Annotated in this window: 14 protein-coding genes; 11 read left to right on the top strand and 3 right to left on the bottom strand. The window is 61.8% G+C overall.

Annotated features, from left to right (window positions below):
* Window positions 1-29 precede the first annotated feature (29 nt).
* The 9 genes from AB8B02_RS22645 (at window position 30) to AB8B02_RS22605 (ending at window position 11817) form a co-directional block, all read left to right on the top strand.
* Window positions 30-1541: a porin gene (locus tag AB8B02_RS22645; RefSeq protein ID WP_175368112.1), complete on the top strand. Its 1512-nt coding sequence runs from the start codon at window positions 30-32 to the stop codon at window positions 1539-1541.
* A 194-nt stretch (window positions 1542-1735) separates the two neighbouring features.
* Window positions 1736-3733 carry an O-linked N-acetylglucosamine transferase family protein gene (locus AB8B02_RS22640; protein WP_439065223.1) on the top strand — a complete coding sequence of 666 codons (1998 nt, stop codon included), beginning with the start codon at window positions 1736-1738 and terminating at the stop codon, window positions 3731-3733.
* Window positions 3734-4202: 469 nt separating this feature from the next.
* Entirely contained in the window at window positions 4203-4409 is a 207-nt protein-coding gene (locus tag AB8B02_RS22635) for a hypothetical protein (RefSeq protein WP_068729538.1), read from the top strand.
* Between the two features lie 277 nt (window positions 4410-4686).
* Window positions 4687-5586 carry a LysR family transcriptional regulator gene (locus AB8B02_RS22630; protein ID WP_120287415.1) on the top strand — a complete coding sequence of 300 codons (900 nt, stop codon included), beginning with the start codon at window positions 4687-4689 and terminating at the stop codon, window positions 5584-5586.
* Window positions 5587-5764: 178 nt separating this feature from the next.
* Complete coding sequence (locus AB8B02_RS22625; protein WP_089267785.1) at window positions 5765-6256, top strand: formate dehydrogenase subunit gamma; 492 nt, start codon at window positions 5765-5767, stop codon at window positions 6254-6256.
* The gene (locus tag AB8B02_RS22620) at window positions 6253-7824 is read left to right on the top strand and encodes a formate dehydrogenase beta subunit (RefSeq protein ID WP_439065222.1); all 1572 of its coding nucleotides are present in this window, start codon (window positions 6253-6255) and stop codon (window positions 7822-7824) included. Before AB8B02_RS22625 ends, AB8B02_RS22620 begins: the two co-directional genes overlap by 4 nt.
* Before the next feature lie 11 nt (window positions 7825-7835).
* The gene (gene fdhF / locus AB8B02_RS22615; RefSeq protein WP_120287413.1) at window positions 7836-10745 is read left to right on the top strand and encodes a formate dehydrogenase subunit alpha; all 2910 of its coding nucleotides are present in this window, start codon (window positions 7836-7838) and stop codon (window positions 10743-10745) included.
* A gap of 15 nt (window positions 10746-10760) precedes the next feature.
* A complete protein-coding gene (fdhD, locus tag AB8B02_RS22610; RefSeq protein ID WP_089267782.1) occupies window positions 10761-11618 on the top strand; it encodes a formate dehydrogenase accessory sulfurtransferase FdhD in 858 nt (285 codons plus the stop codon).
* Window positions 11590-11817 carry a formate dehydrogenase subunit delta gene (locus tag AB8B02_RS22605; RefSeq protein WP_068729526.1) on the top strand — a complete coding sequence of 76 codons (228 nt, stop codon included), beginning with the start codon at window positions 11590-11592 and terminating at the stop codon, window positions 11815-11817. The genes fdhD and AB8B02_RS22605 overlap by 29 nt, the downstream gene beginning before the upstream one ends.
* 170 nt (window positions 11818-11987) lie before the next feature.
* On the opposite strand, the gene AB8B02_RS22600 is transcribed toward AB8B02_RS22605, so the two are convergent.
* Complete coding sequence (locus AB8B02_RS22600) at window positions 11988-12260, bottom strand: BolA family protein (RefSeq protein ID WP_089267781.1); 273 nt, start codon at window positions 12258-12260, stop codon at window positions 11988-11990.
* A 137-nt stretch (window positions 12261-12397) separates the two neighbouring features.
* Here AB8B02_RS22600 and AB8B02_RS22595 point away from each other — a divergent pair, with 137 nt between their 5' ends.
* The gene (locus AB8B02_RS22595; protein WP_089267780.1) at window positions 12398-13054 is read left to right on the top strand and encodes a J domain-containing protein; all 657 of its coding nucleotides are present in this window, start codon (window positions 12398-12400) and stop codon (window positions 13052-13054) included.
* A 399-nt stretch (window positions 13055-13453) separates the two neighbouring features.
* Window positions 13454-14968 carry a L,D-transpeptidase family protein gene (locus tag AB8B02_RS22590; RefSeq protein WP_439065221.1) on the top strand — a complete coding sequence of 505 codons (1515 nt, stop codon included), beginning with the start codon at window positions 13454-13456 and terminating at the stop codon, window positions 14966-14968.
* Between the two features lie 29 nt (window positions 14969-14997).
* On the opposite strand, the gene AB8B02_RS22585 is transcribed toward AB8B02_RS22590, so the two are convergent.
* Both AB8B02_RS22585 and secA read right to left on the bottom strand, forming a co-directional pair.
* On the bottom strand, window positions 14998-15705 hold the full coding sequence (locus AB8B02_RS22585; RefSeq protein ID WP_309942303.1) for an MgtC/SapB family protein: 708 nt from the start codon (window positions 15703-15705) through the stop codon (window positions 14998-15000).
* 203 nt (window positions 15706-15908) lie between these two features.
* Complete coding sequence (secA, locus tag AB8B02_RS22580; RefSeq protein WP_439065220.1) at window positions 15909-18755, bottom strand: preprotein translocase subunit SecA; 2847 nt, start codon at window positions 18753-18755, stop codon at window positions 15909-15911.
* Between the last annotated feature and the right edge of the window lie 196 nt (window positions 18756-18951).

The raw sequence follows: 18951 nt of genomic DNA, 5'->3' as shown, positions 1-18951 counted from the left end.
TTCCCTTTTGGACAACTTGGAGGTTTAACATGACGATGATTAAGAGCCTTATCCTCGGCTCGGCGGCGGGTCTGATCGCCATCGGCGGAGCTCAGGCAGCCGATCTTCCGGTGAAGGCCAAGGCAGTGGAATACGTGAAGATCTGCTCGCTCTACGGCGCAGGCTTCTACTACATCCCGGGCACCGATACCTGCATCAAGATCGGCGGCGCGATCCGTTTGGACGTTGCCTTCAACGGTGGCACCTACGACGTGCCGTTCTGGCAGGGCGGCGCTGGCGGCGCTGGTACGTTCGCGAAGAACTATTACTCGACCCGTGAACGCGTCAACTTGACGACGGACACCCGTACCGCGACCGAATACGGTGTGGTTCGTACCTACGCGAACATCCAGTTCGACTTCCTCCAGGATCGTGAATCGATCGCTGGTGGTTACACCGAAGTCGACTACGCATTCATCCAGTTCGCCGGCTTCACCTTCGGTAAGGCCGTCTCGCAGTTCGATCCCCAGTGGGCGCTCGCCAAGCCGTACATTTCGTCGGGCTTCAACGCCGGTTCGAACAACGCGACCGGTATCCCGCAGCTCGCTTACACCGCTTCGTTCGGTAACGGTGTGTCGGGCACGATCTCGATCGAGAACGCTTCGCCCTACCGCAACGCTGGTGTCATCAACAACATCACACCGTTCGTTGGTCCGTTCGGCGCCAACACCGCCGGCGCCTACGGTGTCGCGTCGAATACCTTCACCGGCAACTCGTACGGTGGTAACCACATTCCTGATATCGTCGGCAACATCCGCCTCGATCAGGCTTGGGGCACGCTGCACTTCGGTGCCGCGATGCACACCATTACCCCGACCTTCTACTCTACTGCTCTTGGTGCTGCTGGTAACGAGTCGCTCGGCCACCCCGACGACAAGTACGGCTTCGCGGTGACCGGCGCTGTCGAGTTCAAGAACCTGCCCACCGGCGCAGGCGACAGCTTGAAGCTCGAAGCCAGCTACGGCAAGGGCGCTGCCAAGTATGTCTTCGGTGGCACGACCGACACCAACGGCGGCGGTCGTTATGCCAAGATCACCGGTAACACCATGGGCTTCGGCTACGTGCTTGACGGCGTCTACACCAACGGTGGCCAGATCATTCAGAGCGACGCCTGGGAAGTCAGCGCGTTCTATGAGCACTACTGGACCCCGGCCTGGCGTACATCGCTGTTCGGTAACTACAGCCATATTTCGTATGGCGCTGGTGGCAACGCGCTCCTCGCCGCTGCTTTCGCTCCGGGCAGGGTGGGCGGCTCGAACAACGGTACCCTCGTTGGTTCATCCGGCAACTTCGATCTCGGCCTAGCCCAGATCGGCACCCGTACTGCCTGGACCCCGGTCCAGAATCTGACGCTGTCGGCTCAGTTCACCTATAGCCGTCTCGAGCAGAACCTCGGTGGCACCCTTACCGGCGCTGCTGTGACCGGCAAGCCTGCTCAAGACTACGCGCTCGGCAACCAGAACGTTTACAACGGCGCTGTGCAGATCCTGCGCTCCTTCTAATTCTGATCGTCTCACGACGACTAGTCTTTGAAACAAAGACCCCCGGCAGGAAACTGCCGGGGGTTTTTGCTTTATAGAGCCGCGTCCGACTTCGTTCGCTCGAGCGGCGTTCTCGACGCCGCGGAGGCGGGCGTCTATACCGGGCGGCGTGGCCTCCGGCCGCGCAAGCCGTAAAGCCCGAAGTCCGCAGGATCATGGCGTCTCCAGCTGAACTGTTTCAAAGCGCATTCGCTGCCTTCCAGCAGGGCCGCCTCCAGGAGGCCGAGCGCGGATTCAGCCAGTTCTTGCGCAAAGACCCGAAGCATTTCCCGGCGCTGAATATTCTCGCTATCGTCCTGGTCGCGCTGAAGCGCCATGCCGAGGCCGAGCCGTATCTGAAAGCGGCCCTGCGCATCAATGCGACATCGGATGCCACGTTCTACAATTACGGCCTGGTGCTGAAGGCGCTGAGCCGGCCGGATGAAGCGCTGCAGCGTTTTACCGAAGCGCTGGCGCTCAATCCCGGCAATGCCGAAACGCTGAATAATCGTGGCACGGTTCTGAACGATCTGCGCGACTACCCCGCCGCGCTGGCGGATTTCGATCGCGCGCTGGCGCTCAATCCGCGCTACGCCGCGGCCTTCTTCAACAAGAGCAAGTCGCTGGCGGAGTTGAAGCGCTATGACGAGGCCCTCGCGGCTTGCGAGTCGGCGCTCGCCTTGCAGCCCGATCTGGCGGAAGCTTGGTTTGGTCGCGGCTACATCTTTGGCCAGATGCGGATGCCGGCAGAAGCGGTGGAGGCCTATGGCCGCGCACGCCAACTCAATCCGGACCTGCCACTCCTGAAAGGCAATCTGCTGCATCAGAAAATGCTGGTCTGCGACTGGCATGACACGAATGCGCTGATTGCCGAGATCGAGGTTGATCTCATAGCCGGCAAACTGGCCGCCGAGCCATTCGGTTGGCAGGGCGTCGCCACCTCGGAACGCAGCCTGCAGCGCTGCGCCGAACTGACCAACGCCTCACGTTTTCCTCTGCAAGCCCCGTTGCTGCGTGCTTCTCCGACCGGGCCGAATGCAAAAATCCGCATCGGCTATCTCTCGGGTGAATTTCGACAGCAGGCGACCTCGCTGCTGCTGGTCGGTGTGCTGGAGCAGCACGACAAAAGCGCGTTCGAGATTTTCGCCATCGACAACGGGTATGACGACGGCAGCGACATCAGGCGACGCATCGCTGGCGCCGTGGATGGGATCGTCGATATCTCCACACTGAACGATCCGCAGGCGGTGGACGCCATTCGCGCACAGCGCATCGACATCCTCGTCAATCTCAACGGCTATTTCGGCGAGCAGCGTACCGGCGTATTCGCGCGCAGGGCCGCGCCGGTGCAGGTCAATTATCTCGGCTTTCCCGGCACGCTCGGCGCGGGTTTCATGGATTACATCCTCGCCGATCAACACGTCCTGCCGCCCGAGCACCGGCAATTCTACAATGAGAAAGTCGCCTGGCTGCCGAATTGCTATCAGGCCAATGACGATCGCCGGGAGATATCGGTACGTGCATTCGCGCGCGCGGAGGTCGGTTTGCCTGCGCAGGGCTTCGTGTTCTGTTGCTTCAACAATGCCTACAAGATCACGCCCGATGTCTTCGATAGCTGGACGCGGATTCTGTCAGCCGTTGACGGTAGCGTTCTCTGGCTGCTGGAGGACAGCGCTGCGGCTGTGGCGAATCTGCGCCGCGAAGCGGAATTGCGGGGCATCGACCCCGCGCGTCTGGTCTTTGCCGCGCGCATGCTGCCGGCCGAGCACCTGGCGCGGCATCGTTGTGCGGATCTATTTCTCGATACGTTGCCGTACAATGCGCATACGACAGCAAGCGACGCATTATGGGCTGGATTGCCGTTGCTGACGTGTCGTGGAGAAACCTTTGCGGGGCGCGTTGCCGCGAGTCTTCTGCAGAATCTGGGTGTGCTGGAGTTGATTGCCGCGAAGCGAGATGACTATGAGCGTATGGCGATCGAGCTGGCGGAAAATCCCGAGCGGTTGTCGTCGATCCGGGAGAAATTATCGGCCAATCGTCTGAACATGCCGGCCTTCGACACCCGGCGTCTGGCACGTGATATCGAAACCGCATTTCGCAAAATGGCCGAACGGGCCCGGGCAGGGCTGGCGCCAGCCCACATCATGTTTCCCGCTAACGATAGCGGCCAATAATATATTTGATTGAGCAAATCAGGTATTGCGCTCAACATTCTGGCTCATGTAATATTTTCGTGCGCAGCCGGCAATTTTTGACGGCCCTAAGTCTTCGAGGAGACTCGCGCACTCTGCTGTAAATCTCCGAAACCACCGGCAATGCCCTGCCGGTGGTTTTTCGGCTTTTTTGGGGCCAGTTTCGAGTGGCCCGCTGGTATTCCAGGATTATTGCTAACGCGGAAGGGCGCGGGAACTGTGTCATGCCGGCACGCCCTTGAATCAGTCCAACCCCCTCTGAAAACGGCAGAATTGCTGCTGACCAGATCGGCAGCATGCGATGGAATCTGTCGCAGAGACATCCAAATTATGACCTGTTGCCCATCGTTGCATATCAGGACTGACGAGCTATCTGACCGAAATTGCTAGAGATTTCTTGCTTTTTGAGCAAGTTGTGGCTAAAAGCCGCTCATCGTGGAGAGTATGAATAATGGCGCATAACTACGCAATTAATGAGGACGTTCACCACCAGCTGCAGGGGCCGCAGGGCCGTTCCACCATCAAGGAACGCAGCATCTACACCATCACCTCTCGCCTTCCGATCGAAGCCGATGGTCGCCCGCGTTACCGGATCAAGAGCAAGTCCGAGAACATCGAGCGTGTCGTGACCGAAGAGCAGATCAGCCGCCTGGGTTGATCTCGGATCAGCCTTCTTGCTGATCGTACTTGCCGTTTGCTGTCGTCGCCGGGGCCTTGGACCCCGCGACGAAGCAGACCGCCCCAAAGACCCCAACCAGATTCTATCTTGAAGCGGGAAGCTTGGCCGGGGCTGATCTCTACTCGTCCTGCTGCGATGGTTGCGGCAAGGCGGCTTCGCACCATATGCTTTGCCCCGAGGGCGGACACCGAAGGCCACACACGCGATCGTCGCGCCGCACCTCGGCAAAAATGATGTGGTCGGAGCGGGGCGTCCCTTGATCGAAAAACTTGAACTGCTGTTGTCGCTGGCGAAGGAACGGCATTTCGGCCGCGCCGCGGAAGCTTGCGGCGTGACGCAGCCCACCATGTCCACCAGCCTCAAGCAGCTCGAGGATATGCTCGGCGTGATGCTGGTGCAGCGCGGCTCGCGCTTCCAGGGCTTTACGCCGGAAGGCGAACGCGCGCTCGACTGGGCACGCCGCATCGTCGGCGATGCCCGCGCGATGAAGCAGGAAATCAACGGCCTCAAGGACAGTCTGTCCGGCGAGATCCGCATCGCCGCAATTCCCACGGTGCTCGGCATGGTCGCCTCGCTGACGACGCCGTTTCGCGCGCGGCACCCCGATGTACGCTTTAAAATCATGTCCTGCACTTCGGCGGCGGTGCTGGGCCTCCTGGAAAATCTTGAGGTCGATGCGGGGCTGACCTACATCGAAAATGAACCGCTGGGCAAAGTCCGCTCGATCCCGCTCTACAAGGAAAGCTACCGGCTGCTTACCTCGCCGGACGGCCTGTTCGGTGATCGCAAGGAAGTCACCTGGAGCGAAGTCGGCCAAGTGCCACTGTGCCTGCTGACCCCCGATATGCAGAATCGACGCATCATCGATCGTGCCCTGAAGTCGGTCGGCGCCGAGGCGATGCCGATGCTGACGTCGAATTCGATTATCGTGCTCTATACCCATGTGAAGACCGGCCGTTGGGCCAGCGTGATGCCGGCCAAGCTGGCGGAGACGCTGGGTCTGACCGCCAATGACTCGGTCCGTATGATCCCGATCGTCGATCCTGTGGTGAATTACGGCGTCGGCCTCGTGGTGCCCCAGCGCGATCCCATGACCCCGCTGGTGGCGACTCTGGTCCAGATCGCCCGGGAGGTTGCGCCGTCGCTGGAGGCGTAAGATCTTCGTTTCGGGTGCTGCAATTGCTGCGCTGCAACCAAGCTAACCATTTCAAATTCATCGATTTCGCCGGGTGTCGATACCGTTTCCGTATCGCAGCATGAGACAGCTTTATTGATCTTTGGATCGATTCCAATTTTGATTGGTTCTCCAGTCATAAGATCAATTGAGTACCGGGATGAACGCAGCCTACGAGCCGAATGCTTATGAGCCTTGGAGTGCCGACCGAGGCACCGAGATCATCGAGAGCCTGTCCCATGTGGAAGGCGGCGTGATCGTGATTCTGCATGCGATGCAGGAAGCCTTTGGTTATGTGCCAGAGGCGGCAATCCCGATGATCGCGCTAGCGCGTAACCTGTCGCGCGCCGAGGTCCATGGCGTGTTCACTTTCTACCATGACTTCCGCCACGAGCCGGCCGGCAAGCATGTGCTGAAGATCTGCCGCGCTGAGGCTTGCCAAGCGGCTGGCGGCGATGCACTTGCGGCGCGCGCGGAAGCGAAATTGGGTGTAAAGTTTGGAAACACGACGGCGGATCAGCGTGTTACGTTGGAGCCGATCTATTGCCTCGGGCTCTGCGCCACGGCGCCATCGGCGATGCTCGATGGCCGTCTGGTTGGCCGCCTCGATGAGAAGCGCATCGATGCGCTGGTCGCGGAGGCACAGCGATGACATCGTCTGACAAGACTCTCAAGATCTACATTCCGCGCGATGCGGCCGCCGTTTCAGTCGGCGCCGATGAACTCGTCAGTGCCTTCGAAACGGAGGCTCAAAAGCGCAAGCTTGCAATCGAGATCATTCGCCCCGGTTCGCGCGGATTGCTGTGGCTGGAGCCGATGATCGAAGTCGCGACGCCGGAAGGCCGTGTCGCCTTCGGGCCGGTCGAAGAGAAAGACGTTGCGTCGGTGCTCGATGCGATGGTCGCAAACGGCTCTCACACGCTGCGTCTTGGTGTCGCGGAGGAGATTCCGTGGCTCAAGAAGCAGACGCGTCTGACCTTTGTGCGCTGCGGCGTCGTCGATCCCCGATCGGTCGAGGATTACATCGCGCATGATGGCTACAGGGGCCTCGCGCGCGCGCTGACGCTGGATAGCGCCGGCATCATTGCCGACGTCACCACCTCCGGCCTGCGTGGCCGCGGCGGCGCCGGCTTCCCGACCGGCATCAAGTGGAAGACGGTGGCCGATACCAAAGCCGATCGTAAATTCATCGTCTGCAATGCGGACGAGGGCGACAGCGGCACCTTCGCTGACCGCATGATCATGGAAGGCGATCCCTTCGTGGTGATCGAAGGCATGACCATTGCCGGCATCGCGGTGGGCGCCACCAAAGGCTACATCTATATCCGTTCGGAATATCCGCATGCCGTCGAGGCGATGAATGAGGGTATCGCTGCCGCCAAGCGCGCCGGTTATCTCGGCGACAAGATTCGCGGCTCGGCGCACGCATTCGATCTCGAAGTCCGCGTCGGCGCCGGCGCCTATGTCTGCGGCGAGGAGACCTCACTGCTGGAGTCGCTCGAAGGCCGTCGCGGCATCGTCCGCGCCAAGCCGCCGCTGCCGGCGCATAAAGGCCTGTTCGGCAAGCCGACGGTCATCAACAACGTGCTCTCGTTTGCGGCGATCCCGTTCATCCTCGACAACGGCGCCAAGGCCTATGCGGATTACGGCATGGGCCGCTCGCGTGGCACGATGCCGATCCAACTCGCGGGTAACATCAAGTTCGGCGGCCTCTTCGAAGTCGCTTTCGGCATCACGCTGGGTGAGCTGATTGATGATATCGGCGGCGGCACCTTCACCGGCAAGCCGGTCCGCGCGGTGCAGGTCGGCGGTCCGCTCGGTGCCTACTTCCCGCGCGAATTGTTCGACACGCCGTTCGACTACGAGGCTTTCGCCAAGCGTGACGGCCTGATCGGCCACGGCGGCATCGTGGTGTTCGACGACACCGTCGACATGTCGAAGCAGGCGCGCTTTGCGATGGAATTCTGCGCCATCGAATCCTGCGGCAAGTGCACGCCATGCCGCATCGGCTCCACCCGCGGCGTCGAGACCATCGACAAGATCCGCCGTGGTGAACGCGTCGCCGAGAACATCGCCGTGCTGCAGGACCTCAGCAACACCATGAAGTTCGGTTCGCTCTGTGCGCTGGGCGGCTTCACGCCGTATCCGGTGATGAGTGCGCTGAAACATTTCCCCGGAGATTTCGGCCCGGCGCCATCGCGCCTTCAGGCCGCAGAGTAAAGGAGCAACACATGTCGCTCGTTCACGAAATCGATTTTGGTACGCCGCGTTCGAAGTCCGAAAAGATGGTCACGCTGACCATCGACGGGCAGAGCGTCTCGGTGCCCGAGGGCACCTCAATCATGCGCGCCGCCATGGAGATGGGCACGCAGATTCCGAAACTCTGCGCCACCGACATGGTGGATGCCTTCGGCTCCTGCCGCCTCTGTCTCGTCGAGATCGAAGGCCGCGCCGGCACGCCGGCCTCCTGCACCACGCCGGCCATGGAAGGCCTCGTGGTTCATACCCAGAATGCGCGGCTCGCGGCGCTGCGTAAGGGCGTGATGGAGCTCTATATCTCCGACCATCCGCTCGACTGTCTCACCTGCGCTGCCAATGGTGATTGCGAATTGCAGGATATGGCCGGTGCCGTCGGCTTGCGCGACGTGCGTTACGGTTATGACGGCGAGAACCATGTCTTCGCCAAGACCGGTCCGAAGCACAATCACAATTCGCCGGAAGCCTGCGAAAACGATCACTGGATGGCGAAGGACGAGTCGAATCCGTACTTCACATACGATCCCTCCAAGTGCATCGTCTGCTCGCGCTGCGTTCGCGCCTGTGAAGAAGTTCAGGGCACTTTCGCGCTGACGATCTCCGGCCGCGGTTTCGAGAGCCGGGTCTCGCCGGGCATGAGCGAGAGCTTCCTGGGTTCGGAATGCGTGTCCTGCGGCGCCTGCGTGCAGGCCTGCCCGACCGCGACGCTGACCGAGAAGGCCGTGATCGAGATCGGCCAGCCTGAGCACTCCGCTGTGACCACCTGTGCCTATTGCGGCGTCGGCTGTACCTTCAAGGCGGAAATGCGAGGTGAAGAACTGGTGCGCATGGTGCCGTACAAGGACGGCAAGGCCAATCGCGGCCATTCCTGCGTCAAGGGCCGTTTCGCCTGGGGCTATGCGAACCACAAGGAGCGCATCCTCAATCCGATGATCCGCGAGAAGATCACCGATCCATGGCAGGAAGTGTCATGGGATGAGGCCTTCAATTTCGCGGCCAAGAAGTTCAAGGGCATCCAGGCCAAACACGGCAAAGACTCCATCGGCGGCATCACCTCGTCGCGCTGCACCAATGAAGAAGTATTCGTGGTGCAGAAGCTGATCCGCGCCGGCTTCGGCAACAACAACGTCGATACTTGCGCGCGCGTTTGCCATTCGCCGACCGGCTACGGCCTGTCCTCAACCTTCGGCACCTCGGCCGGCACGCAGGATTTCGACTCGGTGGAAGACACCGACGTCGTGATGATCATTGGTGCGAACCCGACCGATGGCCATCCGGTGTTTGCGTCACGCCTGAAGAAGCGTTTGCGCGCCGGCGCCAAGCTGATCGTGGTAGATCCGCGCCAAACCGATATCGTGCGCTCGGCCCATATCGAGGCACAGCACCATCTGCCCCTGATGCCCGGTACCAATGTCGCCGTGCTCACCGCGCTGGCGCATGTCATCGTCACCGAAGGCCTCGCCGACGAGACCTTCATCCGCGAGCGCTGTGACTGGAGCGAGTTCGAAGACTGGGCGGCCTTCGTCGCGCAGCCGAACCACAGCCCCGAAGCCACTGCCATCATGACCGGCGTCGATCCGAAGGAGCTGCGCGCCGCTGCCCGTTTGTTCGCCACCGGTGGCAATGGTGCGATCTATTACGGTCTCGGCGTCACCGAGCACAGCCAGGGTTCGACCACCGTGATCGCGATCGCGAACCTCGCGATGGCGACCGGCAATATCGGTCGTCCCGGCGTCGGCGTGAATCCGCTGCGCGGCCAGAACAACGTGCAGGGCTCCTGCGACATGGGCTCGTTCCCGCATGAGCTGCCGGGCTATCGCCACATCTCGGGCGATGCGGTGCGCGAGCAGTTCGAAGCGATGTGGAACGTCAAGCTCAACAGTGAGCCGGGCCTGCGCATTCCCAACATGTTCGATGCCGCCACCGAAGGCACTTTCATGGGCCTCTACGTGCAGGGCGAAGACATCCTGCAGTCCGACCCCAACACCAAGCATGTGGTCGCGGCGCTGTCGGCGATGGAATGCGTCATCGTCCACGACCTGTTCCTGAACGAGACCGCCAACTACGCCCACGTGTTCTTCCCGGGCTCCACCTTCCTGGAGAAGAACGGCACCTTCACCAATGCCGAACGCCGCATCCAGCGCGTCCGCAAGGTGATGTCGCCGAAGAATGGTCTTGAGGACTGGGAAGTGACCTTGGGATTCGCCAAGGCACTCGGCTACGAGATGTCCTACAACCACCCCTCGGAGATCATGGACGAGATCGCGGCGCTGACGCCGACTTTTGCCGGCGTTTCCTATGCGAAGCTCGAAGAGGTTGGTTCGGTGCAGTGGCCGTGTAACGAGAAGCAGCCTCTGGGCACGCCGATCATGCATATGGACGGCTTCGTGCGCGGCAAGGGCAAGTTCATGCTCACCGAATACATCGCCACCGACGAGCGTACAGGGCCGCGCTTCCCGCTGCTGCTCACCACCGGCCGTATTCTCAGCCAGTACAATGTCGGCGCGCAGACACGGCGCACCGAGAATGTGGTCTGGCATGAAGAGGATCGTCTGGAGCTGCATCCGCATGACGCCGAACTGCGTGGCATCCGCGACGGCGACTGGGTGAAGCTGCAGAGCCGCGCCGGTGAGACGACGTTGCGTGCGCTGCTCACCGAGCGTATGGCGCCGGGCGTGGTCTATACGACCTTCCATCACCCGACCACGCAGGCCAACGTCATCACCACCGAGTTCTCGGACTGGGCGACCAATTGCCCGGAATACAAGGTGACGGCGGTGCAGATCTCGCCCTCGAACGGTCCGTCCGAGTGGCAGAAGGAATATGACGAGCAGGCCCGCCAGTCGCGCCGGATCGCCATGCCTGTCGTGGAAGCTGCGGAGTAGGTCTGGAGACCAGACATGCACGAGCCGGTTCGCTCAGTCCCCCGCAAGATCTGGCGCCAGTCCGGCGTCAGCGAGGGGCTGCGCGCGGTGCCAGAAGAGACCGCGCTGGCGATCACCTATAATGGCGGCACCTATGCCGTCATGATGGGGACGCCGCAGGACTATCGCGACTTCGCCTATGGCTTCAGCCTGAGTGAAGGCGTGGTCACCTCGATCAACGAGATCGAGAGTTTCGAGGCCGTTGAATTCGACGATGGCGTTGAGCTGCGCATGTGGCTCGCAGGCGAGAAGGCCGAGAGCATCAGCGCGCGGCGCCGGCAGATCGCAGGGCCGACGGGCTGCGGTCTGTGCGGCATCGACTCGATCTCGGAAGCCGTTAAGCCGGCGGCCATCGTCGCGCCCGGCGGCGTGTTCTCCTTCGACCAGATCATGGCGGCGATGGAGACGCTGTCGCCGCTGCAGAAGGTCAACATCCAGACCCGCGCCGTGCACGCCGCGGCGTTCTGGACGCCGGCCGACGGCATCGTCGCGTTGCGTGAGGATGTCGGCCGTCACAATGCGCTCGACAAGCTGGCCGGTGCGCTGGCGCAGGCCAAGGTCGATGCAGGGCAGGGCATGGTACTGCTGACCAGCCGCGTCTCTGTCGAGATGGTGCAGAAGACGGCTGCCATCGGCGCGCCGCTCATGGTGTCGGTCTCGGCGCCCACCGCGCTTGCCATCCGCATGGCGGAAGCCGCAGGCATTACGTTGGCCGCGATCGCGCGCAGCGACGGGTTCGAAGTTTTCACACATCAGCATCGCGTGCGTCAGCACGGCGTCACCGCGGATGCATCAGGGCAAGAGCATGGACACCCACACATCGACGTCGCCTGACCGGCTGATCTATATGGCCAACCAGATTGGCGACTTCTTCAACAGCCAGGGCCACGATCACGCCGTGGCCGGCATTGCCGAACATATCAAGAAGTTCTGGGATCCGCGCATGCGGAAGAAGATCTTCGAACATCTGGATGCGGGCGGCGCCGGGCTGAAGCCGAACGTCCTCGAGGCGATCGCGTCGCTGAAGAAGTAGGACCAGCCCACACTCGTCATTCCGGGGCGGGCGCGCTTCTTCGCGCGCGCGAACCCGGAAGCTGGACATGGCTTGGCGCTGTTGGAGACTCCCATGCTGAGATACCGGGTTCGCGATCGCCGAGTGGCGCTCGCGCCCCGGAATGACGGCGTTGAGGACTACGGCAAAGCCTAGCCCGCTTCCTTCGGTGTCTGCGGTTTCAGCGCCAGCGCATGTACCGTTCCCGCGAGTTCCGCCGCCAGCAGTTCGTTGATCATGCGATGACGGTCGATCCGGCTCTTCCCTTCGAAGGCCTCCGACACAATATTGACCCTGAAGTGGGTTTCACCCTCCGGGCGGTGGCCCATGTGACCGGCATGCAGATGCGATTCATCTGAAACGTCGAGGCTGAGGGGCGCGAAAGCCTCTGTCAGCTTCTTTGTGATGTTATCTTTCATGGTCATGATGGCCGGCTTAGCGGTTCGCCCCACTCATGGTCAATCACGATGTGGCGACCATATTGGTGCGGCGCAGGGCGCCGAATGAGGTAATCGGAATGTCAAGACTTGAAGCTTTTTGCATTGCGTTGTCATAGTCAGCCATGCCCATCGACTCATCCAAATTCTTCGACAGCATCCGTATCAAGCCGAACAAGCTGAGCGCGAAGCAGCAGGCCGCTGCGCGCGAAGAAGCTATTATGTGCGAGTGGCCCGAGTGCAAGAACAAGGGTCCGCACCGCGCGCCCAAGGGCCGTGCGCAGGACAAGGAATACTGGCACTTCTGCCTGAACCATGTCCGCGAATACAATCAGGGCTACAACTTCTTCCAGGGCATGGCCCCGGACGCGGTCGCCAAGTACCAGAAGGACGCGCTAACCGGCCATCGTCCGACCTGGAAGATGGGCGCCAACGGCTCTGCGGACAAAACCAAGGCCGGGCAGCCCGACCTCGACGGCGCGATCGATCCGTTTGCCATGTTCAACGAGATGAACGGCATGGGTATGGGGCGCGGCCGGGCCCGCAAGCCGCAGCAGCCGATCAAGGAAGAAACCCGCAAGATCTTCAATGCCGAGCGCAAGGCGCTGCAGGTCATGGGTCTGGGCCCCAGCGCGACGCTGGACGACGTCAAGGCGCAGTACAAGGCGCTGGTGAAGCAGCATCACCCCGACGCCAATGGTGGCGACCGCTCCACCGAGGACCGGTTGATCGAAATCATCAAGGCTTACAATTACTTGAAGACCGTGGTCCGGGGCTCCTGAGGCGCTCCGAGATTGGCCACGCGATTGCCAATGTTCGTCGTGCCCGGCCAGCGCGAAGCGAGCTTCGCTGGATGTGCCGGGCATCCACGTCTTTGGCGGCGAGTGAACAAAGACGTAGGTGGCCGGGACAAGCCCGGCCATGACAGTCGAGAGCGCTGCCAAACCATTAAGCATAACCCGTCGCTGCCCGCTTAATTCGCCTTCCCGCCTGATACCGCCGCAATTCCGCCCGGCCTGAGATCTTCAATCTCTGTTGACCATCGCCGGAACGGAACCTGCTGCTCACGGCCAGTTGCCTTGCGAGCAAGGGGCCTTAAGGCTAATATTTGCGTACGAATAAGGGCTCATTTGTCTTTATTCCTTGGGGTGTCGACGTCCCGTCGGCTGCGGAGCTTGGCTTTGAAACATCGCTCGCTTGTTCGCGCGCTGCTGACGTCGGTCGTACTTGCGACAGGCGTGGTGCTGGCCGGCTGCAACGGCGAAGACATGTCGCTCGCCAGCAACGCGAAGGCCAACCAGCCCGTTCCTCCCAAGCTCGTCGCCGAGATGACTGAAAAGGACATGGACCTGCAGTCGCCGATGCTGGTTCGTGTGTTCAAGCAGGAAGCCGAACTCGAAGTCTGGAAGCAGAACCGCTCCGGCCAGTTTGCACTGCTGAAGACCTATCCGATCTGCCGCTGGTCCGGCGACCTCGGTCCGAAGGTCAAGGAAGGCGATCGTCAGGCACCGGAAGGTTTCTATTCGATCACCCCGGCGCAGATGAATCCGCGCTCGTCCTACTATCTCTCGTTCAATACCGGTTTCCCCAACGCCTTTGACAAGTCGCTGGGACGCACCGGTTCGCAGCTGATGGTGCACGGCGATTGCTCGTCGCGGGGCTGTTTCGCCATGACCGACGAACAGATCGCCGAGATCTATTCGCTGGGCCGTGAATCCTTCTTCGGCGGACAGCGCTCGTTCCAGTTCGCGGCGTTTCCGTTCAAGATGACGCCGGTCAACATGGCCAAGCATCGCAACAACCCGAACATGCCGTTCTGGAAGATGATCAAGCAGGGCTATGATCATTTCGAAGTGACGCGGCAGGAGCCGAAGGTCGAGTTCTGCGAGAACAAGTATGTGTTCGATCCGGCCGCACCTGCAGGATCGACCAAGCCGCTGGTGTTCAATGCCTCGGCCAAGTGCCCAGTCTACCAGATTCCGTCCGAGATCGCCGATGCCGTCAGCGCCAAGCAGGCGCAGGATGATGCGAAGATTGCCGAACTGGTTGCCAAGGGCACGCCGGTCGCACAGCGCCGTCCCGATATCGACGGCGGCATGAACCGCGTCTTCGCCTCCAAACTGCCCGATGGCGCCACCGGCCTGTCGGATCCGGAGCCGCCGGGCGTGCAGACCGCCGCCTATTCGCGCGCGCCAGGCACGATCCCGCCGCACGTCAATCCACCGAAGGCCAATGCTGCGGCGACAACCTCCTATTCGGCGTCGCTGTTCGCAGCATCGGAAGAACCCGTCGTCGCCGTGCCCTCCACGCGTGTCGCGTCGGCCTCGTCGGATGGTGGCTTCTTCAGCAATCTCGCCAAGAAGGTCGGCATCGGCGGCTCGGAAACGACCGCGACCGCAACTACGGCGCCAGCCGCTCCCGTGCCGACGCCGGCCGCAAAGCCGAAGGCCGTCGCCAGCAAGGCCGGTCCGTCGGCTGCTCCGGCTGCGACTACTCCCGCTGCGTCTACCTCCGTAGCCGCGAAGCCGGCACCCGCACCGCTCGTCGCCACCGCGCGGCCGCCGCTCAAGCCGACCCTGTCGGCCGAACCATCCGCTCCGTCCTCCGGCGGCGGCGCCGGCACAGCCGCGCTGTCAGGCGCAGCCCCGGTCGTGTCCGCGAATTCGTTCACGGATCGCTTCTCGGCGATGCGCTAGGCGCGTCGCTCTTCCTGCAGACATATCGCTCACGTGTGATTGGCGCCGTGGTCGCTGACGCGTTTGACAATACTCACCTGACGCACGCCGTCGAGCTCCTGCAGCTTCGAAGGATAGCTCGCGATATCCTGTGACGACACCTTGCTGAGCAGGATCGAGAGCTGGTCGGTGCCTTGGGGATCGCGGCTTTCCACGAGGAAGCGCTTCACCTGGCCGGCGCGCAGCGACAATGTCTCGCGCAGCAATTCCGGCGTCAGGCCGTTGTTCTCGACTTCCACCTTCAGCATGCAGGTCTGGTTGCGCGAGCGATAGGCTTCCTCGAGCGGCTTGATACCGACGAGGATGATCAGGATGATCACCGTCGATGCTCCGGCCGCGAGATACAATCCTCCGCCGACCGCAAGCCCGATCGCTGCCACCGTCCAGATACTTGCTGCTGTCGTGAGCCCTTTCACGATCTCGCCGCGCGCCAGGATTGATCCCGCGCCGAGAAAGCCGATGCCGGACACCACCTGCGCTGCGATGCGCGATGGATCGAGCACGACATTGGATTGCGTGAGCAGGATGTTGGAGAAGCCGTATTGCGAGACCAGCATGATCAGGCAGGAGCCGACACAGACCAGCATATGCGTGCGGATGCCCGCAGCCCATAACAGCCGCTCGCGCTCGAAGCCGATCAGGCTGCCGAGCGCTGCGGCGGAGATCAGGCGGATCAGCATTTCGGAATTGGACATCATCGGCACGCCCCCCTCACTCCTGCGGCCGCTCGTGTCGGCACGATGAAACAGGCTAGTCCTCTGCGACGCGTTGTCCAATCGTCGTCAGCGTCGTCCAGCGCAGTGCTTGGCTGCGTGAATGCGTGGAACCAACAGCCCAAAGAAAAATCCCTCCCGAACGGGGAGGGATTTCAGATGGCTTCGCGATCTATCTGGTGGTCGGCTTACGCGTACCGCCCGTGGCAGTGCTTGAACTTCTTGCCGGAGCCGCAGGGGCAATCCTCGTTGCGGCCGACCTTGCCCCAGGTATCCTGGTTGTTCGGATCGCGGGCGACGGCGGGCTGCTGCTGGCCCATCGGCGCGAGCGCCGCATTGGCGAAAGCCATTTCGTCTTCGCCAGTGTTGTAGTCGAGCTTGTGGGCTTCCATGACAGGCAGTTCGGGCTGCACGTCCGGCGGCACGATTTCGACGCGCATCAATTGTGCGGTGACGGCTTCGCGCAGATTGGCGATCATCGCCTCGAACAGGTTGAAGGCTTCCGCCTTGTATTCCTGCAGCGGATCGCGCTGGCCGTAGCCGCGCAGGCCGATGACCTGACGCAGGTGATCCAGCATCACCAGATGTTCGCGCCACAGATGATCCAGCGTCTGCAGCAGGATCGTCTTCTCGACGTAACGCATCACGTCGGGGCCCCACTGGGCGACCTTCGCGGCCATGTGCTCGTCGGCCTTCTGCTCGATACGGTTGAGCAGCTCCTCGTCAGCGATGCCTTCTTCCTTGGCCCATTCGTCGACCGGAAGATCGAGATCGAGTACGCGCTTGAGCTCTTCCTTCAGGCCGGCCACATCCCACTGCTCGGCATACTGGTTTTCCGGCACGTGCTTGGTGACGAGGTCCTCGACGAAGGCGCGGCGCATGTCGTTGACGGTCTCGGCGACGCTGTCGTTCTGCATCAGATCGACGCGCTGCTCGAAGATCACCTTGCGCTGGTCGTTCTGCACGTCATCATATTTCAGCAGGTTCTTGCGGATGTCGAAGTTGCGCGCTTCGACCTTCTGCTGGGCTTTCTCGAGCGCTTTGTTGATCCACGGATGGATGATGGCCTCGCCTTCCTTCAGGCCAAGGCGCGTCAGCATCGTATCCAAACGATCCGAACCGAAGATGCGCATCAGGTCGTCTTCCAGCGACAGGAAGAACTTGGAGCGGCCGGGGTCGCCCTGACGGCCGGAGCGGCCGCGGAGCTGGTTGTCGATGCGGCGTGACTCATGGCGCTCGGAACCCATGATGTAGAGGCCGCCGGGCTTCTCGACGGTCTTGGCCGGCTTGCTGCCCTTGGCGGGCTCGATCTCGACCACTTCCTTGGCGTTCAGCACGATCTCGCGGAAACGCTCGATCTCGGCCTTGATCTCGGCGATCTTGGCGGCCTTCTCGGCCTCGTCGGCGATCTCGGCCGTTTCGATCTGCGCGCGCATCTCGACCGAGCCGCCGAGTTTGATGTCGGTGCCGCGGCCGGCCATGTTGGTGGCGATGGTGATGGCGCCGGGGACGCCGGCTTCGGCGACGATATAGGCTTCCTGCTCATGGAAGCGCGCATTCAGGACCGCGAACAGTTTCGCCGGCTTGCCGGAACGCGCGGCCGCATAGAGCTTGTCCATCGCCTTCGGCTTGGTGAAGTCGATCAGCTTGTAGCCGTTCTTGAGCAGATACTCGCCAAGCACTTCCGATTTTTCGATCGACGCGGTGCCGACCAGCACCGGCTGCATCCGCGCATTGGCGCGCTCGATCTCGGCGAGGATGGCGGCGTGCTTCTCGTCCTGGGTGCGATAGACCTCGTCGTCCTCGTCCATGCGGCCAATGCCGACATTGGTGGGCACTTCGACGACTTCGAGCTTGTAGATGTCGAACAGTTCGTCCGCTTCGGTCAGCGCCGTGCCGGTCATGCCGGCCAGCTTCTTGTACATGCGGAAGTAGTTCTGGAACGTGATCGAGGCCAGCGTCTGGTTTTCCGGCTGGACCGTGACGTGTTCCTTGGCTTCCAGCGCCTGGTGCAGGCCTTCCGAATAACGGCGACCCTGCATCATGCGGCCGGTGAACTCGTCGATGATGATCACTTCGTCGTCGCGGACGATGTAGTCCTTGTCGCGGTTGAACAGCGAGTGGGCGCGCAGCGCCTGATTGATGTGATGCACGACGGAGACGTTCTCCACGTCATACAGCGTCTCGCCCTTGAGCTGGCCGGCATCGCGCAGCAGGGTTTCGATCTTCTCCATGCCGGCTTCGGTCAGCGTCACGGTGCGCTGCTTCTCGTCGACTTCGAAGTCGATGACCTTTTCAAGCTTCGGCAGGAACGTGTCGATGGTGTTGTAGAATTCCGAGCGGTCGTCGAGCGGGCCGGAGATGATCAGCGGCGTCCGCGCTTCGTCGATCAGGATCGAGTCGACTTCGTCGACGATGGCATAGAAGTGCTTGCGCTGGACCATATCTTCCAGCCGGTACTTCATGTTGTCGCGCAGATAATCGAAGCCGTATTCGTTGTTGGTGCCGTAGGTGATGTCGCAGGCATAGGCCGCCTGGCGCTCGGCATCGTCGAGTCCGTGAACGATCACGCCGGTGGTGAGGCCCAGGAAGCTGTAGATTTGGCCCATCCAGCCGCTATCGCGCTTCGCGAGGTAGTCGTTGACGGTGACGACATGCACGCCCTGGCCGGCGAGCGCGTTCAGATAGACGGCGAGGGTGGCGACCAGCGTCTTACCTTCGCCGGTCTTCATCTCGGCGATGTCGCCCTCATGCAGCACCATGCCGCCGATCAGCTGCACGTCGAAGTGACGCTGGCCGAGGGTGCGCTTGGCGGCTTCGCGGACGGTGGCGAAAGCGGGAACGAGGAGATCGTCGAGAGTCTTGCCGGCTTCGAGTTGCGCCTTGAACTCGGCGGTGCGCGCTTTGAGCGCATCGTCCGACAGCGCTGCGACCTCAGGTTCCAGCGCGTTGATCGCGGCAACACGCGATTGATATCCCTTGACGCGGCGGTCGTTGGCAGAGCCGAAGAACTTGCGGGCGAGCGCGCCGATCATCACGAAATCCTGTCTTTAGCAATGCGGCCCGAAGGCCGTGGAATGGTGCAGCGGTCGCCCAGCCTCGTCATATCCAAAGTCTGTGGCGGATTGCTGTCTGGACCCCGGTGCGGAGCGCCAAAAAAGCAAGACCCCGGGAGATGAGTGGGAGCAGGGCAATCAGGGGTTCAATGACCACGGCGCGGCCGAAATCGCG

The sequence above is a fragment of the Tardiphaga sp. 862_B3_N4_1 genome (genome assembly GCF_051811085.1).
Classification (GTDB): Bacteria; Pseudomonadota; Alphaproteobacteria; order Rhizobiales; family Xanthobacteraceae; genus Tardiphaga; species Tardiphaga robiniae.
This window is presented reverse-complemented; position numbering and strand designations above follow the sequence as displayed.